This window comes from Paenibacillus sp. S28 (genome assembly GCF_016624415.1).
Classification (GTDB): Bacteria; Bacillota; Bacilli; order Paenibacillales; family Paenibacillaceae; genus Paenibacillus_AQ; species Paenibacillus_AQ favisporus.
The window spans coordinates 17887-43032 of record NZ_JACVTM010000027.1; the positions used below are offsets into that span (position 1 = coordinate 17887).

Annotated in this window: 32 protein-coding genes and 1 other annotated feature; all 32 genes read right to left on the reverse strand. The window is 49.0% G+C overall.

Going from position 1 to position 25146, the window contains the following annotated elements:
• Nucleotides 1-32 precede the first annotated feature (32 nt).
• The 32 genes from rplF to rpmG all read right to left on the reverse strand — a co-directional run bounded on the left by rplF (nucleotide 33) and on the right by rpmG (nucleotide 24820).
• Entirely contained in the window at nucleotides 33-575 is a 543-nt protein-coding gene (gene rplF, locus IAE55_RS32220; protein ID WP_076176748.1) for a 50S ribosomal protein L6, read from the reverse strand.
• A gap of 30 nt (nucleotides 576-605) precedes the next feature.
• Nucleotides 606-1004, reverse strand: coding sequence for a 30S ribosomal protein S8 (rpsH, locus tag IAE55_RS32225; RefSeq protein WP_076176747.1), 399 nt, complete (start codon nucleotides 1002-1004; stop codon nucleotides 606-608).
• A 33-nt stretch (nucleotides 1005-1037) separates the two neighbouring features.
• Nucleotides 1038-1223, reverse strand: a complete 186-nt coding sequence (locus IAE55_RS32230) for a type Z 30S ribosomal protein S14 (RefSeq protein ID WP_013312154.1) — start codon at nucleotides 1221-1223, stop codon at nucleotides 1038-1040.
• Between the two features lie 46 nt (nucleotides 1224-1269).
• Nucleotides 1270-1812: a 50S ribosomal protein L5 gene (rplE, locus tag IAE55_RS32235; RefSeq protein ID WP_076176746.1), complete on the reverse strand. Its 543-nt coding sequence runs from the start codon at nucleotides 1810-1812 to the stop codon at nucleotides 1270-1272.
• 31 nt (nucleotides 1813-1843) lie between these two features.
• Nucleotides 1844-2197 carry a 50S ribosomal protein L24 gene (rplX, locus tag IAE55_RS32240; RefSeq protein ID WP_076176745.1) on the reverse strand — a complete coding sequence of 118 codons (354 nt, stop codon included), beginning with the start codon at nucleotides 2195-2197 and terminating at the stop codon, nucleotides 1844-1846.
• A 76-nt stretch (nucleotides 2198-2273) separates the two neighbouring features.
• Complete coding sequence (gene rplN, locus IAE55_RS32245) at nucleotides 2274-2642, reverse strand: 50S ribosomal protein L14 (RefSeq protein ID WP_076176744.1); 369 nt, start codon at nucleotides 2640-2642, stop codon at nucleotides 2274-2276.
• A gap of 36 nt (nucleotides 2643-2678) precedes the next feature.
• On the reverse strand, nucleotides 2679-2945 hold the full coding sequence (gene rpsQ, locus IAE55_RS32250) for a 30S ribosomal protein S17 (protein ID WP_025336666.1): 267 nt from the start codon (nucleotides 2943-2945) through the stop codon (nucleotides 2679-2681).
• Between the two features lie 44 nt (nucleotides 2946-2989).
• A complete protein-coding gene (gene rpmC, locus IAE55_RS32255) occupies nucleotides 2990-3187 on the reverse strand; it encodes a 50S ribosomal protein L29 (RefSeq protein WP_076176743.1) in 198 nt (65 codons plus the stop codon).
• Complete coding sequence (gene rplP, locus IAE55_RS32260) at nucleotides 3177-3611, reverse strand: 50S ribosomal protein L16 (protein ID WP_076176742.1); 435 nt, start codon at nucleotides 3609-3611, stop codon at nucleotides 3177-3179. The genes rpmC and rplP overlap by 11 nt, the downstream gene beginning before the upstream one ends.
• Before the next feature lie 2 nt (nucleotides 3612-3613).
• Nucleotides 3614-4279 carry a 30S ribosomal protein S3 gene (gene rpsC, locus IAE55_RS32265; protein ID WP_105441900.1) on the reverse strand — a complete coding sequence of 222 codons (666 nt, stop codon included), beginning with the start codon at nucleotides 4277-4279 and terminating at the stop codon, nucleotides 3614-3616.
• A gap of 13 nt (nucleotides 4280-4292) precedes the next feature.
• Nucleotides 4293-4625, reverse strand: a complete 333-nt coding sequence (rplV, locus tag IAE55_RS32270) for a 50S ribosomal protein L22 (protein ID WP_094600174.1) — start codon at nucleotides 4623-4625, stop codon at nucleotides 4293-4295.
• A 35-nt stretch (nucleotides 4626-4660) separates the two neighbouring features.
• Nucleotides 4661-4939 (reverse strand): 30S ribosomal protein S19, encoded by a 279-nt coding sequence (rpsS, locus tag IAE55_RS32275; RefSeq protein ID WP_076176739.1) that lies wholly within the window; start codon nucleotides 4937-4939, stop codon nucleotides 4661-4663.
• Nucleotides 4940-5009: 70 nt separating this feature from the next.
• Nucleotides 5010-5840 (reverse strand): 50S ribosomal protein L2, encoded by an 831-nt coding sequence (gene rplB, locus IAE55_RS32280; protein WP_076176738.1) that lies wholly within the window; start codon nucleotides 5838-5840, stop codon nucleotides 5010-5012.
• A 12-nt stretch (nucleotides 5841-5852) separates the two neighbouring features.
• Nucleotides 5853-6146, reverse strand: a complete 294-nt coding sequence (gene rplW / locus IAE55_RS32285; protein ID WP_076176737.1) for a 50S ribosomal protein L23 — start codon at nucleotides 6144-6146, stop codon at nucleotides 5853-5855.
• A complete protein-coding gene (gene rplD, locus IAE55_RS32290) occupies nucleotides 6146-6769 on the reverse strand; it encodes a 50S ribosomal protein L4 (protein WP_076176736.1) in 624 nt (207 codons plus the stop codon). The genes rplW and rplD overlap by 1 nt, the downstream gene beginning before the upstream one ends.
• A 26-nt stretch (nucleotides 6770-6795) precedes the next feature.
• Entirely contained in the window at nucleotides 6796-7419 is a 624-nt protein-coding gene (rplC, locus tag IAE55_RS32295) for a 50S ribosomal protein L3 (RefSeq protein WP_076176735.1), read from the reverse strand.
• A 36-nt stretch (nucleotides 7420-7455) separates the two neighbouring features.
• The gene (rpsJ, locus tag IAE55_RS32300) at nucleotides 7456-7764 is read right to left on the reverse strand and encodes a 30S ribosomal protein S10 (RefSeq protein WP_005544556.1); all 309 of its coding nucleotides are present in this window, start codon (nucleotides 7762-7764) and stop codon (nucleotides 7456-7458) included.
• A gap of 322 nt (nucleotides 7765-8086) precedes the next feature.
• A complete protein-coding gene (gene tuf, locus IAE55_RS32305) occupies nucleotides 8087-9277 on the reverse strand; it encodes an elongation factor Tu (protein ID WP_145030007.1) in 1191 nt (396 codons plus the stop codon).
• 119 nt (nucleotides 9278-9396) lie between these two features.
• Nucleotides 9397-11478, reverse strand: coding sequence for an elongation factor G (gene fusA / locus IAE55_RS32310; RefSeq protein ID WP_105441901.1), 2082 nt, complete (start codon nucleotides 11476-11478; stop codon nucleotides 9397-9399).
• 48 nt (nucleotides 11479-11526) lie between these two features.
• Nucleotides 11527-11997 (reverse strand): 30S ribosomal protein S7, encoded by a 471-nt coding sequence (gene rpsG / locus IAE55_RS32315; RefSeq protein WP_145030011.1) that lies wholly within the window; start codon nucleotides 11995-11997, stop codon nucleotides 11527-11529.
• A 42-nt stretch (nucleotides 11998-12039) separates the two neighbouring features.
• Nucleotides 12040-12462 (reverse strand): 30S ribosomal protein S12, encoded by a 423-nt coding sequence (gene rpsL, locus IAE55_RS32320; protein ID WP_076176731.1) that lies wholly within the window; start codon nucleotides 12460-12462, stop codon nucleotides 12040-12042.
• Between the two features lie 143 nt (nucleotides 12463-12605).
• The gene (locus IAE55_RS32325) at nucleotides 12606-12857 is read right to left on the reverse strand and encodes a ribosomal L7Ae/L30e/S12e/Gadd45 family protein (protein ID WP_105441902.1); all 252 of its coding nucleotides are present in this window, start codon (nucleotides 12855-12857) and stop codon (nucleotides 12606-12608) included.
• A gap of 160 nt (nucleotides 12858-13017) precedes the next feature.
• Nucleotides 13018-16632, reverse strand: coding sequence for a DNA-directed RNA polymerase subunit beta' (rpoC, locus tag IAE55_RS32330; protein ID WP_105441903.1), 3615 nt, complete (start codon nucleotides 16630-16632; stop codon nucleotides 13018-13020).
• An 83-nt stretch (nucleotides 16633-16715) separates the two neighbouring features.
• Nucleotides 16716-20261, reverse strand: coding sequence for a DNA-directed RNA polymerase subunit beta (gene rpoB / locus IAE55_RS32335; protein WP_200634864.1), 3546 nt, complete (start codon nucleotides 20259-20261; stop codon nucleotides 16716-16718).
• Nucleotides 20262-20618: 357 nt separating this feature from the next.
• Complete coding sequence (locus tag IAE55_RS32340; RefSeq protein ID WP_200634865.1) at nucleotides 20619-21224, reverse strand: class I SAM-dependent methyltransferase; 606 nt, start codon at nucleotides 21222-21224, stop codon at nucleotides 20619-20621.
• Between the two features lie 136 nt (nucleotides 21225-21360).
• Nucleotides 21361-21726 (reverse strand): 50S ribosomal protein L7/L12, encoded by a 366-nt coding sequence (gene rplL, locus IAE55_RS32345; protein WP_076176726.1) that lies wholly within the window; start codon nucleotides 21724-21726, stop codon nucleotides 21361-21363.
• A 65-nt stretch (nucleotides 21727-21791) separates the two neighbouring features.
• Complete coding sequence (rplJ, locus tag IAE55_RS32350; protein WP_076176725.1) at nucleotides 21792-22295, reverse strand: 50S ribosomal protein L10; 504 nt, start codon at nucleotides 22293-22295, stop codon at nucleotides 21792-21794.
• A gap of 112 nt (nucleotides 22296-22407) precedes the next feature.
• Nucleotides 22408-22564 (reverse strand) — a sequence feature (ribosomal protein L10 leader region).
• A 72-nt stretch (nucleotides 22565-22636) separates the two neighbouring features.
• Nucleotides 22637-23329: a 50S ribosomal protein L1 gene (gene rplA, locus IAE55_RS32355; RefSeq protein WP_076176724.1), complete on the reverse strand. Its 693-nt coding sequence runs from the start codon at nucleotides 23327-23329 to the stop codon at nucleotides 22637-22639.
• An 83-nt stretch (nucleotides 23330-23412) separates the two neighbouring features.
• Nucleotides 23413-23838 carry a 50S ribosomal protein L11 gene (gene rplK, locus IAE55_RS32360; protein ID WP_076176723.1) on the reverse strand — a complete coding sequence of 142 codons (426 nt, stop codon included), beginning with the start codon at nucleotides 23836-23838 and terminating at the stop codon, nucleotides 23413-23415.
• A 66-nt stretch (nucleotides 23839-23904) separates the two neighbouring features.
• Complete coding sequence (nusG, locus tag IAE55_RS32365) at nucleotides 23905-24438, reverse strand: transcription termination/antitermination protein NusG (protein WP_076176722.1); 534 nt, start codon at nucleotides 24436-24438, stop codon at nucleotides 23905-23907.
• A gap of 22 nt (nucleotides 24439-24460) precedes the next feature.
• Complete coding sequence (gene secE / locus IAE55_RS32370; protein WP_076176721.1) at nucleotides 24461-24649, reverse strand: preprotein translocase subunit SecE; 189 nt, start codon at nucleotides 24647-24649, stop codon at nucleotides 24461-24463.
• 21 nt (nucleotides 24650-24670) lie between these two features.
• Nucleotides 24671-24820 carry a 50S ribosomal protein L33 gene (gene rpmG / locus IAE55_RS32375; RefSeq protein WP_076176720.1) on the reverse strand — a complete coding sequence of 50 codons (150 nt, stop codon included), beginning with the start codon at nucleotides 24818-24820 and terminating at the stop codon, nucleotides 24671-24673.
• Nucleotides 24821-25146 lie beyond the last annotated feature (326 nt).

Consider the following 25146-nt stretch of genomic DNA (forward strand, 5'->3'; position numbering starts at 1 on the left):
CACGGGGTAAAGAAGGCTTAAGAAATAATCGCTTATTTCTTCTTACCTGCTTTACCTTCCTTACGGATAATGCGCTCACCTTCATACTTAATCCCTTTACCTTTGTAAGGCTCAGGCTCGCGAACGGAACGGATTTTAGCGGCGTATGCACCTACGCGCTCTTTGTCGATACCGCGAACGATGATTTTCGTATTTGCAGGCACCTCGAACTCGATACCTGGTTCTGGAGTGATTTCAACCGGATGAGAGTAACCAACGTTCAGGACGATCTTATCTCCAGACTTGCTTGCACGATATCCGACCCCAACCAATTCCAGAGATTTCGAAAAGCCTTCTGTTACTCCGCTCACCATATTGTTGACAACGCTGCGGGTCGTGCCGTGAAGCGAACGATGCGCTTTGTTGTCGGATGGGCGCTCAACGACGATTTCGTTGTTTTCTACCGTTACCTTCATGTCTTTATGAAGTTCACGAGTCAAAGATCCTTTCGGTCCTTTAACCGTAATAACGGAATTGTTCAGTGTGATATCCACACCGCTTGGTACTGCGATTGGTTTGCGACCAATACGGGACATGTGTTGCACCTCCTTGTTCTGTGACGTGTATTACCAAACGTAGCAGACAACTTCTCCGCCAGCTTTGGATTGACGAGCTTCTTTGTCGGTCATAACTCCCTTGGATGTGGAGATAATCGCAATACCCAAACCGCCGAGGACACGAGGAATTTCGTTGCTCTTCGTGTACACGCGCAGACCTGGTTTACTGATTCTCTTCAAACCGGAGATGACGCGTTCATTGTTGGCACCGTATTTCAGGAAAACACGGATAATCCCTTGTTTGTTGTCATCGATATATTCTGCATCACGGATGAAACCTTCACGCTTCAAAATGTCAGCGATTTGTTTTTTCATCGTCGAAGCAGGCATTTCAACCGTTTCGTGACGCACAGTGTTGGCGTTACGAATACGAGTCAGCATATCTGCAATTGGATCAGACATAGTCATTTTGTGTGAACCTCCTTCCCGATTGTAAACTTCTTACCAGCTTGCTTTTTTCACGCCAGGGATCTGGCCTTTATAAGCTAATTCACGGAAACAAATTCTGCAAATTTTGAACTTTTGCAGTACCGAATGTGGACGACCGCAACGTTCGCAGCGTGTATAAGCACGCACTTTAAACTTAGGCGTACGTTGTTGTTTTACTTTCATCGAAGTTTTTGCCACTTAGCCTGACACCTCCTAAAAATTTTCGGAGAAATGGATTTGCGAATTACTTCGCAAAAGGCATTCCCAATTGAGCGAGCAGCTCGCGGGACTCTTCGTCAGTTTTAGCCGTCGTTACGATAACGATATCCATACCACGGACTTTATCAACTTTATCATACTCGATCTCAGGGAAGATCAGCTGTTCCTTGAGGCCAAGCGTGTAGTTGCCGCGTCCATCAAATGCTTTGGTAGACACGCCGTGGAAGTCACGGACACGTGGAAGAGTAACGTTGAACAATTTGTCCAGGAAGTAGTACATACGCTCTCCGCGCAGTGTTACCTTCACACCGATCGGCATATTCTCACGCAGTTTGAATCCGGCGATGGATTTTTTAGCACGAGTAATTACCGGCTTTTGACCAGCAATCAGCTGCATATCATTAACTGCGGCATCCAGTACTTTCGAGTTGGATACGGCATCACCCACACCCATGTTGATGACAACCTTCTCGATTTTAGGTACCTGCATTACCGTAGAATAACTGAACTTCTGCATCAAAGCAGGAGTAACTTCATTCAAAAAACGTTCTTTCATTCTTGCTGCCATGAATTATGAACCTCCTTTCTTAACGATTCGATTAGTCGATAACCTCTCCGGACTTCTTCGCAACACGGACCTTTTTACCGTTATCCAGCGTTTTGTAACCGATACGGGTTACTTTGCCGCTCTTCGGATCGATATGCATCACGTTGGATACATGGATCGGTGCTTCCTGCTCGATGATTCCGCCTTGAGGGTTGGATTGGTTCGGCTTTTGGTGTTTCTTCACCATGTTCACGCCTTCGACAAGCACACGGTTTTCACGAGGATACGCTGCGATGACACGGCCTTTTTTGCCTTTGTCTTTACCGCTGATGACCATAACCGTATCTTCTTTCTTCACGTGCAGTTTGTTGCTGTGCGATTCCAGAACCTTTTTCACTTTCGGCATTTTGTTACACCTCCTATGACTGCATGTCAGCGATTTATCGGGATCCCGTAACAGCTCACTGTCCGGGAATCAGCTATTAGATTACTTCCGGTGCCAAGGAAACGATTTTCATGAAATCTTTGTCGCGAAGTTCGCGAGCCACTGGTCCGAAAATACGAGTTCCGCGCGGGCTTTTGTCTTCTTTAACAACAACCGCTGCGTTTTCGTCAAAAGAGATGTAAGATCCGTCTTTGCGGCGTACAGAACGCTTCGTACGAACCACAACAGCTTTAACAACATCACCTTTTTTGACAACGCCGCCTGGTGTTGCTTGTTTGACGGAGCAAACGATCAAATCACCGATGGCTGCTGTACGACGTCCCGTACCACCCAGCACGCGGATACACATCAGTTCCTTCGCACCGGAGTTGTCAGCTACTTGAAGACGTGTAAATGGTTGAATCATTGAAATTTCCTCCTTTCGGAAAAACTAACTCTATCTTTAGATGATAACCGCTTTTTCAACGACTTCTACCAGTCTCCAACGTTTGTCTTTAGAGAGTGGACGAGTTTCCATGATTTTAACGGTATCTCCGATTTGTGCTGTGTTGTTCTCATCATGCGCTTTAAATTTCTTCGTGTATTTAATGCGCTTGTGGTAGAGATCATGCTTTTTGTAAGTTTCAACGGCTACAACAATGGTTTTATCCATTTTGTCACTGACAACTTTACCGATTTGCACTTTACGAGCATTGCGTTCTTCGCTCATAGTTAGCCTCCTTCCTGATTACAGACGAGCACGGCTGTGATCTATTAACTAATCCCAAGTTCTCTTTCACGGATGACGGTTTTAGCACGAGCTATTTCCTTGCGTACATCACGGATCCGAGTTGGGTTATCAAGCTGTCCGGTAGCCAATTGAAAACGGAGGTTAAAGAGTTCTTCTTTAAAGCCCGCAATCTTTTGCTCGATTTCTGCAGTGGTCAAGTTACGCAGATCATTAGCTTTCATTTGCTTCACCACCCAATTCTTCACGTTTCACAAACTTCGTTTTGATCGGCAGCTTGTGAGCGGCGAGACGCATCGCTTCGCGAGCGATTTCCTCAGACACGCCTCCAAGTTCAAACATAATCTTGCCTGGTTTGACAACTGCGACCCATTTCTCAACGTTACCTTTACCGCTACCCATACGAACCTCAAGAGGTTTTTGAGTAATCGGCTTGTCAGGGAAAATCTTAATCCATACTTTACCGCCACGTTTGATGTAACGCGTCATCGCAATACGCGCTGCTTCGATCTGACGGTTCGTGATCCAAGTTGGCTCCAGTGCTTGCAAACCGAATTCACCGAAGTTCAGTTCAGTTCCGCCTTTTGCCATACCCTTCATGTGACCGCGTTGTTGCTTGCGGTGTTTTACACGTTTTGGTACCAACATGATTAGTTGCCTCCTTCCTGAGCAGCTTGTTTCTTAGCCGTAGGAAGAACCTCTCCACGATAGATCCATACTTTTACGCCGAGACGGCCATAAGTTGTATGCGCCTCAGCCGTACCGTAGTCGATGTCAGCACGAAGCGTATGAAGTGGAACAGTTCCTTCACTGTAGCCTTCCGAACGAGCGATCTCGGCGCCGCCAAGACGTCCGCCCACTTGAGTTTTGATTCCTTTAGCGCCTGAACGCATCGTTCTTTGGATCGCTTGTTTCAGAGCACGACGGAAAGAAACACGGCGTTCCAATTGCTGAGCAATGCTTTCTGCAACCAGGACAGCGTCCAGGTCAGCATGTTTAATTTCAGAGATGTTGATGTGAACTTTTTTACCGCCTGCAATTTTCGTAACTTGGCTGCGAAGTACTTCAACTTCGGAACCACCTTTACCGATAACCATGCCTGGTTTCGCAGTGTGGATAGTGACGTTCACACGATTTGCCGCTCTCTCGATCTCGATGCGAGAAACAGCAGAATCCTTCAATTTATTTTTCAGGTATTCACGGATTTTGACATCTTCCAGCAAAAGATTACCGAAATCTTTGCCAGCATACCATTTCGATTCCCAATCACGGATGATCCCGATACGGAGTCCGACTGGATTTACCTTTTGGCCCACACGTTATCCCTCCTTATTTTTCAGATACCACCAAAGTAATGTGGCTGGTGCGTTTATTGATCCGGCTCGCACGACCCATGGCGCGTGGACGGAATCTCTTCATTGTTGGGCCTTGGTTAACGAAAACCTGACTCACAACCAAACTGTTAATATCCATCGAGTAGTTATGCTCAGCATTGGCGATCGCTGAGTTCAGCAGCTTCTCCACAACCAGGGAAGCCGATTTCGGAGTGTGGCGGAGAATGGCGATGGCCTCACCAACTTGCTTACCGCGGATCAAGTCAACAACGAGCTTGACTTTACGAGGAGCAATCCGAATAGATCTGGCATGTGCTTTTGCTTCCATTTGTTTTACCTCCTCTCAAACAAAGAGCTTAGAAATTATCTTCTTGTTTTCTTGTCATCGTCCGTATGACCCTTGTAGGTACGTGTTGGAGCGAATTCACCCAACTTGTGTCCTACCATGTCTTCCGTTACGTATACCGGAACGTGCTTGCGTCCGTCGTATACACCGAACGTGTGACCGATAAATTGTGGGAAAATCGTAGAGCGACGGGACCAAGTCTTGATAACCGCCTTCTTGTTCGATTCGTTCATCACTTCTACTTTTTTCAGCAGGTACCCGTCAATGAAAGGCCCTTTTTTCAAACTGCGACTCATCTATAAAATCCTCCCTTCATCCAATCTTCTCGTTACTTTCGGCACTTCACAAAGTTATGCACAGCGTGCATTATTTTGTGCGGCGGCGAACGATATATTTGTCAGAAGCTTTGCCTTTTTTACGCGTTTTGTAACCAAGGGTTGGTTTGCCCCATGGAGACATTGGCGATTTACGTCCGATTGGAGCGCGGCCTTCACCACCACCGTGAGGGTGATCGTTAGGGTTCATAACTACCCCGCGAACTTCAGGACGTTGTCCGAGCCAGCGGCTGCGGCCAGCTTTACCGATTTTGATCAGCTCGTGGTCTTCGTTACCAACGGAACCGATTGTAGCACGGCAAACTTTAAGCAGTCTGCGAACTTCGCCCGAAGACAAACGTACGGATACGTATTTATCTTCTTTACCAAGAAGCTGAGCTTCGGTACCGGCTGCGCGAACCAATTGTCCGCCTTTGCCAGGCTGCAGTTCGATGTTGTGGATAACGGTACCTACCGGAATGTTCTCCATTGGAAGTGCGTTACCGATTTTGATGTCGGCGTTTGGACCGGATTCAATCTTGTCTCCCACTTTCAGACCTTTAGGAGCGATGATGTAACGCTTCTCTCCGTCTGCATAGTGGATCAGAGCAATATTGGAAGTACGGTTCGGGTCATACTCGATCGTAGCAACGGTACCTGGTATGCCGTCTTTCGTACGTTTGAAGTCGATGATGCGGTATTTACGCTTGTGTCCGCCGCCGTGGTGACGAACCGTAATTTTACCTTGGTTGTTGCGGCCAGCTGTTTTGCTGAGCGGTGCAAGCAACGATTTCTCCGGCTGATTTGTCGTGATCTCTTCAAAAGTAGACACGGACATGTTACGTCTAGCCGGGGATGTCGGCTTATACTTTTTAATAGGCACGTGATTTCCTCCTTACTCTACAGATTCAAAAAACTCGAGCGCTTTGCTGTCTTTGCTCAGCGTTACGATGGCTTTTTTCCACTCGGTTGTATAACCGTTGTAGCGGCCATAACGTTTCGGCTTAGCAGGGACGCGCATTGTATTTACATTCGTTACTTTCACTTTAAAGATCGATTCAACAGCTTGTTTGATCTCGGTCTTGTTCGCACGGATATCTACTTCAAAGGCATACTTCAAGTCGCCCATGTATTCAGCCGTACGTTCAGTGATCACCGGACGTTTGATAATATCACGAGGATCTTTCATTACGCGAGCACCTCCTCTACCTTCTGAACTGCTTCTTTCGTAATGATCAGTTTGTCGTACAGAAGTACGTCAAGAACATTAATGCCGTCTGCTGCAACAAATTTCACGCCAGGAATATTCCGTGCGGAAAGAGCCACATTATCATCATAGCCAGGAGCTACGATCAGGGCCTTACGTTCTACTTTCAGATTGTTCAGGATCGCTGCGAATTCCTTTGTTTTAGGCGTGTTCAGAGCGAGTTGGTCCAGAACGATCAGATTGTTAGCGATCACTTTGGAAGACAATGCAGATTTAATAGCCAGACGACGAACTTTCTTAGGAAGCTTGAACGAGTAGCTGCGTGGTGTTGGACCGAATACAGTACCGCCGCCCTTCCATTGTGGTGAACGGATCGAACCTTGACGAGCACGGCCGGTTCCTTTTTGTTTCCAAGGCTTACGTCCGCCGCCGCGTACTTCAGAACGGCCCTTCACTTTGTGTGTACCACGACGCAAAGATGCTCTTTGCAGCAATACCGCTTGGTTCATCACGTGTACGTTCGGCTCTACGCCAAATACCGCATCGTTCAGTTCCAATTCTCCTACTTCGCTACCGCTGACATTAAACAGGGTTACTTTTGGCATTATGTGTTCCTCCTTTCCTTAGGTGATTATTTCTTCACCGTTTCGTTAATTTTAACGAAGCTGTTTTTAGGTCCAGGAATAGCACCTTTAACGAGCAATACGTTGCGTTCAACGTCGACTCTAACAACTTCAAGTTTTTGTACAGTTACCGTAGCATTACCCATGTGACCTGGCAGACGTTTTCCTTTAGGAACACGGTTAGCCTGGATCGAGCCCATGGAACCCGGTCTGCGATGGTAACGCGAGCCGTGAGCCATTGGTCCGCGGCTTTGTCCCCAACGTTTGATAACGCCTTGGAAGCCTTTACCTTTGGAAGTACCGGTTACGTCAACAAATTCGCCTTCTGCGAAGACATCCGCCTTCAGTTCTTGGCCAACCTCGAATGCTCCGAGGTCAACACCGCGAATTTCGCGAACGTAGCGCTTAGGTGCAGTGTTAGCTTTTTTAGCATGTCCTGCTTCTGGCTTGTTTGCACGTTTCTCCTTCTTATCGGCGAAACCGATTTGAATAGCTTCGTAGCCATCGTTCTCAAGATCTTTCTTTTGCAGAACAACACAAGGACCTGCTTCGATAACCGTCACAGGAATTACATTACCTTCTGGAGTAAATACTTGAGTCATTCCGAGTTTTTTTCCTAAGATACCTTTCATGTTGACACCTCTTTTCCCGTCTTAATTCATTTCGAATTACAATTTGATTTCGATATCTACACCGGACGGCAGGTCCAAGCGCATAAGAGCATCCACAGTTTGTGGAGTTGGGTTAACAATGTCGATCAGACGCTTGTGTGTGCGCATTTCGAATTGCTCCCGAGAATCCTTATACTTGTGTACCGCACGGAGAATAGTAATGATTTGTTTCTCAGTTGGAAGCGGAATCGGTCCAGATACACCAGCACCCGAACGTTTTGCAGTTTCAACGATTTTCTCAGCGGATTGATCAAGAATTCTGTGATCGTAAGCTTTCAAACGAATACGAATTTTTTGCTTTGCCATTTTAGTCCCTCCTTCTATCGCCCAATTTGGTATCGGACATACTCCGTGAAAATTTTCTAACCCACCGCTCCATGGCAAAGGGGCCGGGTGTGTCAGTAACCTCTCACATCATCGCAACGTCTCAGAACAACATTCACTATTATATATAAAGAATGGGCATAATGCAAGCTTTTAATGAAAAGCGTTGTTGTTCTTTTCTTCCTATATATAAAGAAAGGAATCCTCCCGCCAGGAGAGGATTCCTCTGTATCTCTTGCGTTTACAACACAGCGTTACTCGTTCCAGCACATCGTTGCTATATAGAAGGCAATTTGCCTTTTAATTATTTGCTGATTGTTGCGATGGCACCAGCAGCTACTGTACGTCCACCTTCACGGATCGTGAACTTCGTTCCTTCTTCAATCGCGATTGGAGCGATCAGTTGAACGGTTACAGTGATGTTGTCGCCAGGCATAACCATTTCAGTTCCTTCTGGAAGGTTAACCACACCAGTTACGTCCGTTGTACGGAAGTAGAACTGAGGACGGTATCCAGTGAAGAAAGGCTTATGACGACCACCTTCTTCTTTAGTCAAAACGTATACTTGAGCAGCGAACTCAGTATGCGGTTTAACGGAAGCCGGTTTGCAAAGTACTTGACCGCGCTCGATTTGGTTACGGTCTACACCGCGAAGCAGGGCACCGATGTTGTCACCAGCTTGAGCGGAATCCAGCAATTTACGGAACATTTCAACGCCCGTAACGACGGATTTCTTAGTTTCTTCAGCGATACCAACGATTTCAACTTCGTCGCCCACTTTAACAGTTCCGCGTTCTACACGGCCTGTAGCAACCGTACCACGACCAGTGATGGAGAATACGTCCTCGACTGGCATAAGGAAAGGTTTGTCAGTGTCGCGCTCTGGAAGAGGGATGTACTCATCGATGATGTTGAACATTTCGATGATTTTTTGTGCCCACTCGCCGTCTGGGTTTTGCAGAGCTTCACGAGCAGAACCTTGGATGATTGGAGTGTCGTCGCCTGGGAACTCATATTCGTTCAGCAGGTCACGAACTTCCATTTCAACCAGTTCAAGAAGTTCAGCGTCTTCAACCATGTCGCATTTGTTCAGGAATACAACGATGTAAGGTACGCCTACCTGACGGGAGAGCAGGATGTGTTCGCGAGTTTGCGGCATTGGGCCGTCAGCTGCGGATACAACCAGGATCGCTCCGTCCATTTGAGCAGCACCAGTGATCATGTTTTTAACATAGTCGGCGTGACCTGGGCAGTCAACGTGTGCATAGTGACGGTTAGGTGTTTCGTATTCCACGTGTGCAGTGGAGATTGTGATACCGCGTTCGCGCTCTTCTGGAGCTTTGTCGATTTGATCGAATGCTACTGCAGCACCACCGTAAGTTTTGGACAATACAGTCGTGATAGCAGCAGTCAGAGTTGTTTTACCATGGTCGACGTGACCGATAGTACCGATGTTAACGTGCGGTTTAGTACGTTCAAACTTAGCCTTTGCCATTTGAACAATTCCTCCTTAAATGGATTGAATATAGGTTTTATGTTTGAACTGACCGGTGTTTATGCAAGCAGTTCTGGATGTAATCGTACCGGTCAGGGTTTAAAACTCAAAAGCAGAAATTACTCGTCAGATCCTTTGGACTTCGAAACAATTTCTTCAGCAATGTTCTTAGGAACTTCTTCGTAGTGGGAGAGTTCCATGGAGAACACGCCGCGTCCTTGGGTACCGGAACGAAGTGTCGTCGAGTATCCGAACATTTCGGAAAGAGGCACTTTCGCACGGATGATCTGAGCGCCGGAACGGTTATCCATACCTTCGATACGTCCGCGGCGGGAGTTCAGCATACCCATTACGTCGCCCATGTATTCTTCAGGCACCGTAACTTCGACTTTCATGATTGGCTCGAGCAGGACAGGTTTACACTTGTCTTTAGCCGCTTTAAGCGCCATGGAACCGGCAATCTTAAACGCCATCTCATTGGAGTCGACATCATGGTAGGAACCGTCTACGATTGTAGCTTTGATGTCTACAAGCGGGAAGCCAGCAAGAACACCATTCTTCATGGCTTCTTCGATACCATTCAGTGCAGGCTGGACGTATTCTCTTGGTACAGAGCCACCGACGATTTTGCTGTCAAACTGGCTGCCAGTACCTGCTTCGAGAGGTTCGAACTCAACCCAGACGTGACCGTATTGACCACGACCACCGGACTGACGAACGAATTTACCCTCAACGCGTGCAGCTTGACGGAAGGTTTCACGGTATGCAACCTGTGGTTTACCCACGTTGGTTTCTACCTTGAATTCACGACGCATACGGTCAATGATGATGTCGAGGTGAAGCTCACCCATACCAGCCAAGATTGTTTGGCCAGTTTCTTCATCTGTATGAGCACGCAGCGTAGGATCTTCTTCTGTCAATTTGCCCAAAGCAACGCCCATTTTATCTTGGTCAGCTTTGGTTTTAGGCTCAACCGCGATTTCGATAACCGGATCCGGGAAGTTCATGGATTCAAGGATAACCGGAGCTTTCTCGTCGCAGAGTGTGTCGCCCGTACCGGTATCTTTCAAGCCTACGGCAGCCGCGATGTCACCGGAGTAAACTTCGCTGATCTCTTGACGGCTGTTCGCATGCATCTGAAGGATACGTCCGATACGTTCGCGTTTGCCTTTGGTAGCGTTCAATACGTAAGAGCCGGATTGAAGGATACCAGAGTATACGCGGAAGAATGTCAGTTTACCCACATAAGGGTCTGTCATGATTTTGAACGCCAGAGCAGCGAACGGTTCTTCATCGGAAGAATGACGCTCAACTTCCGTACCGTCTTCAAGGTGACCTTGAATCGATGGTACGTCAACTGGAGCTGGCAGATAATCGATAACAGCGTCCAGCATCAGCTGAACCCCTTTGTTGCGGTAAGAGGAACCACAGATAACCGGGAAGATCTTAACTTCGCAAACCCCTTTGCGGAGGGCTGCTTTCAGTTCCGGAACAGTGATTTCTTCACCTTCCAGATACTTCATTGTCAGGTCTTCGTCGAGTTCTGCGACTTTTTCGATCAGTTCAGCGCGAAGTTCTTCGACTTTGTCTTGGAACTCGGCCGGAATGTCGACCACCTCAATATTTTGACCCAGGTCGTCTTTGTACATATGAGCTTTTTGCTCAACCAGGTCAATGATGCCCACGAAGTCGTTCTCTGCACCGATCGGCAATTGAATCGCTACTGCGTTCGCTTGCAGACGATCGCGCATGTCGTTAACGACATTCAGATAGTCGGCACCAATAATATCCATCTTGTTTACATATGCGATCCGCGGAACGCCGTAGCGGTCAGCCTGTCTCCATACAGTTTCAGACTGAGGCTCAACGCCCTCTTTCGCACTGAAAACACCTACTGCCCCATCCAATACACGAAGGGAACGTTCAACTTCAACCGTGAAGTCAACGTGCCCTGGGGTGTCAATGATATTAACGCGGTGACCTTTCCACGAAGCGGTCGTCGCAGCGGAAGTAATCGTGATCCCGCGCTCCTGCTCCTGCTCCATCCAGTCCATTGTAGCCGCACCCTCGTGAACTTCACCGATTTTGTGCGTACGGCCTGTGTAGAACAAGATCCGCTCTGTGGTGGTCGTTTTACCAGCGTCAATATGCGCCATGATCCCGATGTTGCGTGTATTTTTCAAGGAGAACTCTCTTGCCATGAAAATAGTCTCCCTTCAAAATTGAAGTGTAATTTATTGAGCCGAATCCTACCAGCGGTAGTGAGCAAACGCTTTGTTCGCTTCAGCCATTTTGTGAGTGTCCTCGCGTTTCTTAACGGAAGCGCCTGTGTTGTTGGAAGCGTCGATGATCTCAGCCGCCAAACGCTCTTCCATTGTCTTCTCACCGCGGTTGCGGGAGTAGTTCACGAGCCAACGTAATCCCAAAGACGTACGTCTTTCAGGTTTTACTTCAATCGGCACCTGGTAGTTGGCACCGCCGACACGGCGAGCTTTAACTTCCAGTACTGGCATGATATTTTTGATGGCTGCTTCAAACACTTCCATAGGATCTTTACCTGTACGTTCTTGAATCAGCTTGAACGAATTGTAAAGGATGCTTTGGGCAACACCTCTTTTACCATCCAGCATGATGCGGTTGATAAGGCGTGTAACCAGTTTGCTGTTGTACACCGGATCTGGCAATACGTCTCTCTTACTAACTGGACCTTTGCGTGGCATGGATATCCCCCTTTCTTAAGTCTTGAAATCTTATAGAATCAATTACGATTTTTTAGCTTTCGGACGTTTCGCGCCGTATTTGGAACGAGCTTGCATCCGGTTGTTCACACCTGCAGTATCAAGCGCACCGCGAACGATATGGTAACGAACACCTGGAAGGTCTTTTACCCGTCCACCGCGAACCAATACCACACTGTGCTCTTGCAGGTTGTGTCCGATCCCCGGAATGTAAGCAGTCACCTCGATGCGGTTCGTCAAGCGAACACGGGCATACTTACGAAGCGCGGAGTTCGGTTTCTTCGGAGTCATTGTACCTACACGGGTGCAGACACCACGTTTTTGAGGAGCGCTAAGTCCTGTCTCTTCACGCTTCAGAGCGTTGTATCCTTTCTGCAATGCAGGGGACTTCGACTTGTAGATCTTAGCTTGACGTCCTTTGCGAACTAGCTGGTTAATTGTTGGCATGTTAGCCACCCCCTTCCCATAATACTTATCCTCATTACAAACCTCTTTTTAAGTCCACAGACCCAGGCGGTTCATAAAAGAACAAATGAAAAGTCTTTGCCGGAAGAACTCTGTTGATTCTCCAACAAAAACGTTCCTTACAACTATGATTTAACGATAGCGGCCATCGCTGCGCCCACTTCAATTCCACATGCTTTACCCAATTGATGCATAGTATCCACATAGGTGATCTTCACTCCATGCTTAGTGCAAAGAGCTTCAACCTTTGAAACGAGCCGGTGTTCCGCATCTTCCGCCACAAACACTTCGGCGGCTTGGCCCAATTCTACGAGTTTCATCGTTTGTTTGGCACCGATCTTGACATGAGCATCCTGTAATCCTTTATCATTAGACATCTTGCGATTCCTCCAAAAGCACAGGGGTACTTAACTACTCACGCACCTTTGCTATATTAGCACTTGCATTAGGCGATGTCAAGAATGTTTCAGGAAAGTTTTCGCGGAAGCAGCCTTTTTTCATGCCGCCTCCGCGCAAAACCGCCTGTTTAGCAGTCTATTACTCTACTGTTGCCGTTTCAAGCTCCTTGGAGTCCTGATCTTCGATGTTCGGATCATCGAATTTGACGCTGCGGTAACGGTTCATACCGGTACCTGCAGGGATCAATTTACCGATGATGACATTTTCTTTCAGGCCGAGCAGCTGGTCAACCTTGCCTTTGATCGCCGCATCGGTAAGAACGCGGGTCGTCTCCTGGAAGGATGCCGCGGACAAGAAGGAATCGGTCTCCAGGGAAGCCTTGGTGATACCGAGCAGAACCGGTTTGGCCACCGCAGGCTCTTTTCCGGACAGGATTGCTTCTTTGTTCGCTGCTTCGTATTCATGAATGTCGGTGAATGATCCAGGAAGAAGCGGTGTATCTCCCGCATCGACGATACGGATTTTACGCAGCATCTGCTTGATCATTACTTCGACGTGCTTATCGTTGATTTCTACGCCCTGGTTACGGTATACGCGCTGTACTTCCTGCAGAATGTAGTTCTGCACCCCGCGGATGCCTTTAATGCGCAGCATTTCTTTCGGGTCGATGGAACCGTCTGTCAGCTCGTCGCCGGCTTCGATTTCCTGACCTTCGCTTACGCGCAGACGGGAACCGTAGGTAACGGAGTACACTTTCGTTTCCGCTTCACCTTGGACTTCGATTTCACGACGGTCTTTCGCTTCGCGGATTTCCTTCACAACGCCGTCGATTTCACTAATGGTTGCTTGACCTTTCGGATTCCGGGCTTCGAAAAGCTCCTGAATACGCGGAAGACCTTGGGTAATATCGTCCCCTGCGACACCACCGGTATGGAACGTACGCATGGTAAGCTGGGTTCCTGGTTCACCGATGGATTGTGCCGCGATGATGCCGACAGCTTCCCCGATTTCCACGAATTTGCCTGTGGCCAGGTTGCGTCCGTAGCACTTCTTACATACGCCGTGACGAGCACGGCAGCTGAGTACCGAACGGATTTGCAGTTTTGTTACGCCGGAGTTGACGATCAGGTTCGCTTTATCCGAATCGATCAGCTCGTTGCGGTTAACCAGAATTTCGTTGGTTTCCGGATGACGAACCGTCTCGAAGCAGTAGCGTCCTTCAATACGGTCATACAGATCCTCGATAACCTCTTTACCATCCTGAATCCGGCTGACGGTAAAGCCTTTATCGGTACCGCAGTCTTCTTCGCGGACGATAACGTCCTGGGCAACGTCTACAAGACGGCGTGTCAGGTAACCGGAGTCCGCTGTACGCAGCGCGGTATCCGCCAGACCTTTACGGGCACCGTGCGTCGACAGGAAGTACTCGAGGACGGTCAGGCCTTCACGGAAGTTGGACTTGATCGGGAGTTCGATGATCCGGCCGGATGGGTTCGCCATCAGACCCCGCATGCCGCCGAGCTGAGTAATCTGCGATTTGTTACCCCGTGCTTTGGAATCAACCATGAGCATGATGGAGTTAAAGCGGTCCATGGATTTCATCAGGATGTCTGTAATGTCATCCTTCGCCTTGGACCAAATATCGATAACGCGGTCGTACCGTTCTTCGTTCGTAATCAAGCCGCGGCGGTATTGGTTCGTAACGACTGCAACCTTCTCGTCGGATTCCTTCAGGATCGCCTGTTTCTCATCAGGAACGATAACGTCGGATACCGCAACGGTTACGCCGGCACGTGTCGAATACGTGAAGCCGAGCTGCTTGATTTTGTCTAGAATAACGGAAGTTTCCGTCGTATGGTAAATCTCGAAGCAGCGGGCAATGATTTGGCCCAGATACTCTTTACCAACAGCGCTGCTTATAGGCAGGTCGTACATGCGCTCGCGGATGTCCGCGCCTTTTTCATAGACGAAATATTTTTCCGGCGTTCCGTTGAACAGATTGTCGCGGGTTGCTTCGTTAATGTACGGGAAGCTGCTCGGGAAAATTTCGTTGAAAATGATGCGTCCGACGGTCGTCAAGAGCATTGCGTCCTGCTGCTTGTCGGTAAAGCTCGTTTTGCCGAGCGCTTTTACTGGAATGGCTACCCGTGCATGCAGACCTGCGGTTCCGCGTTGGTAAGCCGATACGGCTTCGTTCACGGAGCTCAGGATCATGCCGGAACCTTTCTCTTCCTTGTTGTCCATGGTCAGATAGAAAGATCCGAGAACCATATCCTGCGAAGGAGTTACGACCGGTTTACCGTCTTTAGGGTTCAAAATGTTGCCGGATGCCAGCATGAGGATACGGGCTTCAGCCTGTGCCTCTGCGGACAGCGGAACGTGAACCGCCATCTGGTCACCGTCGAAGTCGGCGTTGTAAGCCGTACATACGAGCGGATGCAGACGGATCGCGTGACCTTCCACCAGGATCGGTTCAAACGCCTGGATACCGAGACGGTGAAGCGTAGGGGCACGGTTCAGCAGAACCGGATGCTCTTTAATGACTTCTTCGAGAACGTCCCATACTTCCGGACTTACGCGCTCAACCTTACGTTTGGCGCTCTTAATGTTATGGGCGAGGCCCTTGTTTACGAGTTCTTTCATGACAAACGGCTTGAACAGTTCCAGAGCCATTTTCTTCGGCAGACCGCACTGATACATTTTCAGGTACGGACCAACGACGATAACGGAACGGCCGGAATAGTCAACGCGTTTACCGAGCAGGTTTTGCCGGAAACGTCCTTGCTTACCTTTCAGCATGTGGCTGAGGGATTTCAGCGGACGGTTGCCTGGTCCAGTCACTGGACGGCCGCGGCGGCCGTTGTCGATCAGGGCGTCAACCGCTTCCTGCAGCATCCGTTTTTCGTTCTGAACGATGATGTCCGGAGCTCCCAGGTCAAGCAAACGCTTCAAGCGGTTGTTCCGGTTGATCACGCGGCGGTACAGGTCGTTCAGGTCAGACGTTGCAAAACGTCCGCCGTCCAGCTGTACCATCGGGCGCAGTTCCGGAGGGATAACCGGCAATACGTCCATGATCATCCACTCTGGCTTGTTGCCGGAGTTGCGGAAAGCCTCGATGACTTCCAGACGCTTGATCGCACGATTACGGCGTTGGCCTTGAGCCGTGCGCAGCTCTTCCTTCAGAAACTCGAGTTCCTTTTCGATATCGAGATCCTGCAGCAGCTTCTTGATCGCTTCAGCACCCATGCCCGCTTGGAAACCATAGCCGTATTTTTCACGGTAACTGCGGTATTCTTTCTCGGACAGAAGCTGTTTCTTCTCCAGAGGCGTATCTCCAGGGTCGGTTACTACATAAGATGCAAAGTAAATGATCTCTTCCAGAGATCTTGGCGACATATCCAAAGCGAGACCCATACGGCTCGGAATGCCTTTAAAGTACCAGATATGGGATACAGGAGCTGCCAGCTCAATATGGCCCATCCGTTCGCGGCGCACCTTCGCGCGGGTAACTTCTACGCCGCAGCGATCGCAGACTACGCCTTTGTAACGGACACGCTTATATTTGCCGCAATGGCATTCCCAGTCTTTTTGCGGTCCAAAAATCCGTTCGCAGAACAGGCCTTCTTTCTCCGGTTTGAGCGTACGGTAATTGATGGTTTCCGGCTTTTTCACTTCTCCGCGGGACCATGAACGAATTTTCTCCGGGGATGCAAGCCCGATCTTCATGAATTCGAAATTGTTAACGTCCAACAAGGAGCAACCCTCCTTAACCTAGTCCTAATGATTTAAACCGTGAATGAGGACGGACGGTATCCCCGCCCGCCTTCACACGGTCTTTATTCCACTCCGACTTCTTCGCCTTCCAGGTTGAGGCTCAGCTTATCGCCGGCTGCCTCGTCTTCATCATCGAGCTCTTTCATCTCGATCTCCTGCTCGTCACCGCTCAGGATCTTAACATCCATACCGAGGGATTGAAGCTCTTTGATCAGAACCTTGAACGATTCAGGAACACCCGGTTCCGGAACGTTCTCGCCTTTAACGATGGACTCGTAGGTTTTCACCCGGCCGACCACATCGTCGGATTTGACGGTCAGGATCTCTTGCAGTGTATATGCGGCGCCGTATGCTTCCAGCGCCCAAACTTCCATCTCACCGAAGCGCTGTCCACCGAACTGGGCTTTACCACCCAGAGGCTGCTGCGTAACGAGCGAGTATGGTCCAGTTGAACGGGCATGGATTTTATCGTCAACCATGTGGGCCAGCTTGATCATGTGCATGACGCCGACGGTAACTTCACGTTCGAACATCTCGCCCGTGCGGCCGTCGTACAGACGCGTCTTACCGTTGCGCTGCATGCCGGCTTCTTCCATGGTGTCAAATACATCATATTCATTGGCACCGTCGAATACCGGCGTAGCCACGTGAATACCAAGACGCATGGCCGCAAAGCCCAAGTGGACTTCCAGAACCTGCCCGATGTTCATCCGGGAAGGTACCCCCAGCGGGTTCAGTACGACCTGTACCGGCGTACCGTCCGGCAGGAACGGCATATCTTCTTCCGGCAGGATGCGGGCCACGACCCCTTTGTTACCGTGACGTCCGGCCATTTTGTCACCTTCAGAAATTTTACGCTTCTGAGCGATGTACACCCGAACCAGTTGGTTTACACCAGGAGGCAGCTCGTCGCCGTTCTCACGGGTAAACACTTTGACGTCCACGATAATCCCGTCACTACCATGCGGTACGCGCAGGGAGGTGTCGCGCACTTCACGCGCCTTCTCACCGAAGATGGCGTGCAGCAGGCGCTCTTCCGCCGTCAGCTCCGTTACGCCTTTTGGTGTAACTTTACCGACGAGAATGTCGCCGGCGCTGATTTCGGCACCGATCCGGATAATGCCGCGCTCGTCGAGGTTCTTAAGAGCTTCCTCGCCGACGTTCGGAATATCGCGGGTAATTTCTTCCGGTCCGAGCTTGGTGTCGCGCGCTTCGGATTCGTATTCCTCGATGTGAATCGAAGTGTACACATCTTCCTTCACCAGCTTCTCGCTGAGGAGGATGGCATCCTCGTAGTTATAACCTTCCCAGGTCATGAATGCTACGACAACGTTACGTCCAAGAGCCAACTCGCCCATTTCCGTCGAAGGTCCGTCCGCGAGGATGTCGCCCTTCTTGATGACGTCGCCTCTCTTCACGATCGGACGCTGGTTGATGCATGTGCCTTGGTTCGAACGCATAAATTTGTGTAATTTATGTTTAACGATGTCGCCTTTGACTTCTTTGCCGTCCACGGTCTCGATGCGGCGCACCCAGATTTCGTTGGCGGAAGAACGTTCAACTACACCGTCATATTTGGAAACGATACATACCCCGGAATCCTTTGCAGACTTGTGTTCCATTCCTGTACCAACCAGCGGAGCTTTAGGCACGAGAAGCGGCACAGCCTGACGCTGCATGTTCGATCCCATCAGGGCGCGGTTGGAGTCATCGTTCTCGAGGAACGGAATGAGCGCCGTTGCGACCGATACGACCTGTTTCGGCGAAACGTCCATGTAATCCACGCGTTCGCTCGGCATCGGCAAGATGTTGTCGGACTGCTTATTGTAACGGACGATAACCATTTCATCCGCAAACTTGCCGTCCTCATTCAGCACTGCGTTCGCCTGTGCGACCACATAGTTGTCTTCCTCATCGGCCGTCAGGTAGTCGATCTGGTCTGTTACAATCCCCGTCTTCGGATCGACCCAACGGTACGGAGCTTCAATAAAGCCGTATTCGTTAATCCGTGCGAACGTAGACAAGGAGTTGATCAAGCCGATGTTCGGACCTTCCGGTGTCTCGATTGGACACATCCGGCCGTAGTGACTGTGATGGACGTCACGAACTTCAAAGCCCGCGCGCTCACGCGTCAAACCGCCGGGTCCGAGTGCAGACAGACGGCGTTTATGCGTCAGTTCAGCAAGCGGGTTGGTCTGGTCCATAAACTGGGACAGCTGGGAGCTTCCGAAGAACTCTTTGATCGACGCGATAACCGGTCGAATGTTGATCAGGGCTTGCGGCGTGATGACATTCGCATCCTGGATGGACATTCTTTCGCGTACGACACGTTCCATACGGGACAGACCGATACGGAACTGGTTCTGCAGCAGTTCACCGACCGAACGCAGACGACGGTTACCGAGGTGGTCAATATCGTCCGTGTCGCCGATGCCATGCAGCAAGTTAATAAAGTAGCTGATCGAGGAAATAATATCAGCAGGCGTAATATGTTTAACCGATTTATCAATATTACCGTTCGCAATCACTTTGACGACCTTGCCGTCTTCGATCGGGGAGAATACGTCGATACTTTGCGTCGGAATGTCATCGGCATCAAGCACACCATTGGCAACATGGTACGTCTTGTGTCCGACATTCTTCTCCAGGTGCGGCAGGATTTCGTCAAGGAGACGGCGGTCCACCATTTGTCCGGCTTCGGCAATGATCTCACCGGTATCGGTATCGATCAGCGATTCAGCAAGACGCTGGTTGAACAGACGGTTCTTGATATGCAGCTTTTTATTGATTTTATAGCGGCCGACATTGGCCAGGTCATAACGCTTTGGATCAAAGAAGCGCGCTACCAGCAAGCTCTTCGCATTGTCGAGCGTAGGCGGCTCGCCCGGACGGAGGCGTTCGTAAATTTCGATGAGCGCTTTTTCCGTGGAATCGGTGTTGTCTTTGTCCAGCGTGTTGCGGATGTATTCGTCGTTGCCGAGCAGGTCCAAAATTTCGGCGTCGCTGCCGAAACCAAGCGCCCGCAGCAAAACGGTAACCGGGATTTTACGGGTACGGTCGATCCGGACATACATGATGTCCTTTGCATCCGTCTCCAGTTCAAGCCAGGCACCACGGTTTGGAATCACCGTTGCAGTGTAGGTTTTCTTACCGTTTTTATCGACTTTCGTGCTGAAATAGACGCTAGGAGAGCGTACCAACTGGCTGACAATGACCCGTTCTGCACCGTTGATAATAAATGTACCGGTCTCCGTCATCAGCGGGAAATCTCCCATGAATACTTCCTGTTCTTTGACTTCTCCGGTTTCTTTGTTGATGAGCCGTACTTTCACCCGAAGCGGTGCCGCATACGTCACGTCACGCTCTTTCGCGTCATCGACGGTGTATTTGGGTTCGCCCAGGCTGTAGTCGATGAACTCCAGCACCAAATTGCCCGTAAAATCCTGAATTGGCGAGATATCCTGGAACATTTCGCGCAATCCTTCCTCCAAAAACCATTCATATGATTTCTGTTGGATTTCGATCAGGTTCGGAATCTCAAGTACTTCATTAATTCGTGCATAACTTCGCCGAGTGCGTCGACCATACTGAACAAGATGTCCTGCCAACTTTAACTCACCCCTCATGTCTACTCACTTTAAAAATTGATTGCGAACCTCTGTTTGGAACCTTATAATGGATTCATGCAGAGGATTCATCCACAAATAAAGAAAAGCCCTTACCCGAATGCTTTCGAACAAAGAGCAACTTATCCATGGTCTTGCCTTCTAAACATAGAAGTGACTTCATATCCAGTAGATTTGCCCAAAATGTACATATTATACGTGGACATGCCCTATTTTATGCATATCTCCGCATAAAAACTATTGACATTTCAGCCAACTAAAGACAAGAAGCCTATCCTAATACTGACATTTTATAATAATATCACACATGATTTTTCAAGTCAATAGTCCTATTGCATATTATTGAAAAGATTTTGTAGCCTTAAAAATCCGGTACCCTTTATCCTTGGTGACTTCCTCCACCTGTGCGAACAAGCTCTCCAGCTTCGCCTTTGCCGATGGTGCCCCCTGCTTCTTCTGAATCACGATCCACAAGGATCCACCTTCACGAAGATGCTCATACGCCTGCTCGAAAATCCGATGCACCGTTTCCTTGCCGGCACGAATCGGCGGATTGGTCAGGATGGCATCGAAAGCTTTCCCTTCTACCTGCTGCAGTAGATCGCTCTCCAGAATCGTCACGTTCGTAATTCCGTTCAGCCTGGCATTTTCCTTGGCGAGCTCCACTGCACGGCTGTTCACATCCAGCATCGTCACATGCCCATCCCCGGCCAGTCTTGCCGCCACCAGTCCGATAGGACCGTACCCGCAGCCCACATCCAGAACCTCGGCCCCCTGCGGAATATCCATCGCTTCGATCAGCACCTTGCTGCCAAAATCAATTCCCTTCTTGGAAAACACCCCGGCATCGCTCGTGAACTTGTAGACTGCACCCCGCAGTCGCTCTTCCAGACTCCGCCGGTCATGTCCGGCTTCGGGCTGGTTGGAATAGTAATGCTGTGACATGCTTTCCCTCCGAATCCTTGGTTTCATTACACAGGATCCCCTGGTTCTAGTCGTTTAGTCACAAGGGATGCGGTTTTACAAAAACAAACCCCTTGAATGATCAAGGGGTTTGCTATGTGCTTCAACTGAGAAGGAATTACTTCACTTCTACAGTAGCGCCTGCTTCTTCCAATTTAGCTTTAACGGATTCAGCTTCTTCTTTACCCACTTTTTCTTTCAGTGGTTTTGGAGCGTTGTCAACGAGTTCTTTAGCTTCTTTCAAGCCAAGACCTGTGATTTCGCGAACGGCTTTGATAACGTTGATTTTGGAAGCACCAGCGTTAGCCAGGATTACGTCGAATTCAGTTTGCTCAGCAGCTTCAGCTGCGCCAGCGCCGCCACCAACTACAGCTACTGGAGCTGCAGCAGTTACGCCGAATTCTTCTTCGATTGCTTTAACCAGGTCGTTCAGTTCCAAAACAGTCATACCTTTGATTGATTCCAAGATTTGCTCTTTACTCATGGTTGAACCTCCATTTTATAATAAAATTATTTTTTGTTTGCTTTTAACCTGTCAGAACGGGAAGCTTACGCTCCTTGCTCTTCTTTCTCAGCCACAGCCTTAACTGCAAGCGCGAAGTTGCGAACTGGAGCTTGAAGCACGCTGAGGAGCATGGAAAGGAGACCTTCGCGGGATGGCAGTTCTGCCAACGCCTTGATTTGGTCAACGCCGACTACACGGCCTTCAACCACGGCACCTTTCAGTTTCAAAGCTTCGTTCTTCTTAGCAAAATCGTTAAGGATTTTAGCTGGTGCTACGGCGTCTTCTGCACTGAATGCGATAGCTGTTGGACCGGTCAATACTTCGTCCAGTTCAGTCAGCTCAGCAGCGGCAGTCGCACGGCGCAGCAAAGTGTTCTTCAACACTTGGAATTCAACACCCGCTTCGCGAAGCTGCTTACGCAGTTCGGTAGCTTGGGCAACGTTCAATCCGCGGTAGTCAGCCACTACTGTCGTTGCACTTTCGCGCAATTTCGCAGTTACCGCATCTACAGCTTCTTGTTTCGCTTGAATCACTTTTGCGTTTGCCAATGTCTACACCTCCTGAAAGTTTCAATGACTGTCCAGCCGGACTTGCCGGCCGCCAGTTCGATCTACGTCGGAGTCCGCTTCGAGTCTGAGTACTCTTGGCTTCTCCGATTTCATAGGCAAGTAAAAAGCCTCCGTAGATTTACGAAGGCCTGATGAATGATGATTGTCCGGGCAAAGCGCAGGAAAATCATATATATTCTATCACAACACCTCGGTAGGAAATTAAGCCCTTAGGCACCTACTGTCTACGGTAAGCATATTCAACTTTAGTGGTCGGTCACAAGGACCTAAACAACAACTTTTATATAGTAACAGATAACTCAGAACGAGTCAACGATAACTTATTTAAAGGTTGCTGTATTCACGCGTGCGCTTGGTCCCATCGTCGAGGATACGGCGATCCCCTTCAGATAAACACCTTTTGCAGCAGCTGGTTTAGCACGGTTGAGTGCGTCGATGAGAGATTTGAGGTTCTCATTCAGTTTGGCCGCATCAAAGGATACTTTACCGATCGGTGCGTGAATTTGACCTGCTTTGTCCAGACGGTATTCGATTTTACCGGCTTTGATTTCTTGAACAGCCTTGGCAACATCGAACGTAACTGTTCCTGCTTTAGGGTTAGGCATAAGGCCTTTACCACCAAGCAGACGGCCCAGTTTACCGACTTCGCTCATCATATCAGGTGTAGCGACGCAGACGTCGAATTCGAACCAGCCTTGTTGGATCTTGTTGATCATGTCTTGATCGCCAACAAAATCTGCGCCGGCCGCTTCCGCTTCCTTCGCTTTGTCACCTTTCGCAAATACCAATACGCGTTGTGTTTTACCCGTGCCATGAGGCAGGACAACAACACCACGAACGGCTTGGTCTTGTTTACGTGGGTCAACGCCCAAACGAACTGCAACTTCAACGGTTTCGTCGAACTTGGCAGTCGCAGCCTTTTTCACAAGCTCTACAGCTTCTGCTGGCTCGTATACTGCTTCGCTGTCGATCAGCTTGGCAGCTTCAACATACTTCTTACCATGTTTAGCCATGTTTGTTCCTCCTTTGTGGTTTTAGCGGATATTCCTCCCACATGTGCCGGCCTCATAGGCCGGGTGTCGCAAGAAAAACCGGATTAGTCTTCGATTGTGATACCCATGCTGCGCGCAGTACCTTCAACCATACGCATAGCTGCTTCAACGGAAGCTGCGTTCAGGTCAGGCATTTTTTGCTCAGCGATTTCACGGACAGTGCTGCGTTTAACGGTAGCGACTTTCTTCTTGTTAGGTTCGCCGGAACCTTTCTCGATTTTGGCAGCTACGCGAAGCAGAACTGCAGCCGGTGGAGTTTTGGTAATGAACGTAAAGGAACGATCCTCAAATACCGAAATTTCAACCGGAATGATCAGACCAGCTTGATCAGCGGTACGAGCGTTGAATTCTTTACAGAATGCCATGATGTTGACACCTGCTTGACCCAATGCTGGACCTACTGGCGGCGCCGGATTCGCTTTACCTGCAGGGATTTGCAGTTTAACAACCTTGATTACCTTCTTTGCCATGTAAGACACCTCCTTCAAAAGTGGTTAGCGGGCCTCGAAGCCCTCCCACAAGAAACCTGAAGAACTTTATATCTTCTCCACCTGAGTATAATCCAGCTCAAGCGGGGTTTCCCGTCCAAACATGTTGACGTGTACCTTCAGCTTGCTCTTGTCGACGAGAATTTCTTCTACCGAGCCAACAAAATTCGCAAAAGGACCAACTTTGATACGTACGGATTCTTTAATATCGAATTCGATCTTCGGCTTCGGCTCTTCCATACCCATATGCTTCAGAATCTGTTCCACTTCTTCCGGAAGCAAAGGCGTCGGCTTGGAACCCGAACCCGTCGAACCGACAAATCCTGTAACCCCTGGCGTATTGCGTACAACGTACCAGGAATCGTCAGTCTGGATCATTTCCACCAAGACATATCCGGGGTAAACCTTTCTCATGACGACCTTTTTCTTGCCGTCCTTGTTTACCACTTCTTCTTCCATCGGAACAAGAACGCGGAAAATCTTGTCTTCCATGCCCATGGACTCAACGCGTTTTTCCAAATTGGCTTTGACCTTATTCTCATACCCAGAGTAGGTATGAACTACGTACCATCTTTTTTCCATATCAAGCCACCCGGGACCCTTCTTAAATAATCGCTTCGATCACAGCGGAAATGCCGATATCTAGAACCCAAAAATAAATCGTGACGATCGCAATGGTGCCAAGTACGATAAGCGTGTAATTCGTCAACTCTTTACGATTAGGCCAGCGAACTTTTTTAAGTTCCGCCCAGCTTTCAGAGAAAAAGGAAAACAGAGACTTGAAACCTTTCACGCCGACTACACCTCCAAAAAACTATCTGGTTTCGCGATGAGGAGTTTGCTCGTTACAAAACTTGCAAAATTTCTTCATCTCCATGCGGTCGGGGTGATTTCGCTTGTTTTTGGTCGTCGTATAGTTTCTTTGTTTGCAATTCGTACAAGCCAAAGTGATAATTACCCGCATGCTGTGCACCTCCCGAAGACGTCCTTCTATTTCAGAAGAGTCAATATTGATCCCTAGTAGGAAACAGCCTAAACTTTTCATCGCTGAAAAGAAAAAAAACCGTTCCTGCGAAATGAACGATTAAGCTCGTGCCGAAGCCTTTGCTCTCTCATTCATTAAAACACGCGAATTTAGGCCTACCTAAAACACTTTATCACAAGGGTCAAACCATGTCAACGAAAGAATGGCCTTGTCAATACGCGTTTAAAAACCACGATTCCCTGTCGTTTCAAGCCTTTTTTCTCATCATAAGCCGCCTGCATTCATTTACCAGTATGATTCATTCG

Excerpts from the sequence above, each read along its gene's own strand:
- rplN (WP_076176744.1), bottom strand. The coding sequence starts at position 2,642 with ATGATTCAACCATTTACACGTCTTCAAGTAGCTGACAACTCCGGTGCG.
- rplL (WP_076176726.1), bottom strand. The coding sequence starts at position 21,726 with ATGAGTAAAGAGCAAATCTTGGAATCAATCAAAGGTATGACTGTTTTG.
- fusA (WP_105441901.1), bottom strand. The coding sequence starts at position 11,478 with ATGGCAAGAGAGTTCTCCTTGAAAAATACACGCAACATCGGGATCATG.
- rpsQ (WP_025336666.1), bottom strand. The coding sequence starts at position 2,945 with ATGAGCGAAGAACGCAATGCTCGTAAAGTGCAAATCGGTAAAGTTGTC.
- rplW (WP_076176737.1), bottom strand. The coding sequence starts at position 6,146 with ATGAAAGATCCTCGTGATATTATCAAACGTCCGGTGATCACTGAACGT.
- rpsJ (WP_005544556.1), bottom strand. The coding sequence starts at position 7,764 with ATGGCAAAGCAAAAAATTCGTATTCGTTTGAAAGCTTACGATCACAGA.
- rpsH (WP_076176747.1), bottom strand. The coding sequence starts at position 1,004 with ATGACTATGTCTGATCCAATTGCAGATATGCTGACTCGTATTCGTAAC.
- tuf (WP_145030007.1), bottom strand. The coding sequence starts at position 9,277 with ATGGCAAAGGCTAAGTTTGAACGTACTAAACCGCACGTTAACATCGGT.
- IAE55_RS32340 (WP_200634865.1), bottom strand. The coding sequence starts at position 21,224 with ATGTCACAGCATTACTATTCCAACCAGCCCGAAGCCGGACATGACCGG.
- rplV (WP_094600174.1), bottom strand. The coding sequence starts at position 4,625 with ATGGAAGCAAAAGCACATGCCAGATCTATTCGGATTGCTCCTCGTAAA.
- rplK (WP_076176723.1), bottom strand. The coding sequence starts at position 23,838 with ATGGCAAAGAAGGTAATCAAGGTTGTTAAACTGCAAATCCCTGCAGGT.
- rplE (WP_076176746.1), bottom strand. The coding sequence starts at position 1,812 with ATGGCAGCAAGAATGAAAGAACGTTTTTTGAATGAAGTTACTCCTGCT.
- rplA (WP_076176724.1), bottom strand. The coding sequence starts at position 23,329 with ATGGCTAAACATGGTAAGAAGTATGTTGAAGCTGCCAAGCTGATCGAC.
- rpmG (WP_076176720.1), bottom strand. The coding sequence starts at position 24,820 with ATGCGGGTAATTATCACTTTGGCTTGTACGAATTGCAAACAAAGAAAC.
- IAE55_RS32325 (WP_105441902.1), bottom strand. The coding sequence starts at position 12,857 with ATGTCTAATGATAAAGGATTACAGGATGCTCATGTCAAGATCGGTGCC.
- rplP (WP_076176742.1), bottom strand. The coding sequence starts at position 3,611 with ATGTTGGTACCAAAACGTGTAAAACACCGCAAGCAACAACGCGGTCAC.
- rplF (WP_076176748.1), bottom strand. The coding sequence starts at position 575 with ATGTCCCGTATTGGTCGCAAACCAATCGCAGTACCAAGCGGTGTGGAT.
- rpsG (WP_145030011.1), bottom strand. The coding sequence starts at position 11,997 with ATGCCACGCAAAGGTCCAGTTAGTAAGAGAGACGTATTGCCAGATCCG.
- rplD (WP_076176736.1), bottom strand. The coding sequence starts at position 6,769 with ATGCCAAAAGTAACCCTGTTTAATGTCAGCGGTAGCGAAGTAGGAGAA.
- rplX (WP_076176745.1), bottom strand. The coding sequence starts at position 2,197 with ATGCCGAAAGTGAAAAAGGTTCTGGAATCGCACAGCAACAAACTGCAC.
- rplC (WP_076176735.1), bottom strand. The coding sequence starts at position 7,419 with ATGAAAGGTATCTTAGGAAAAAAACTCGGAATGACTCAAGTATTTACT.
- rpsS (WP_076176739.1), bottom strand. The coding sequence starts at position 4,939 with ATGAGTCGCAGTTTGAAAAAAGGGCCTTTCATTGACGGGTACCTGCTG.
- rpsL (WP_076176731.1), bottom strand. The coding sequence starts at position 12,462 with ATGCCAACAATTAACCAGCTAGTTCGCAAAGGACGTCAAGCTAAGATC.
- nusG (WP_076176722.1), bottom strand. The coding sequence starts at position 24,438 with ATGGAAAAAAGATGGTACGTAGTTCATACCTACTCTGGGTATGAGAAT.
- rpmC (WP_076176743.1), bottom strand. The coding sequence starts at position 3,187 with ATGAAAGCTAATGATCTGCGTAACTTGACCACTGCAGAAATCGAGCAA.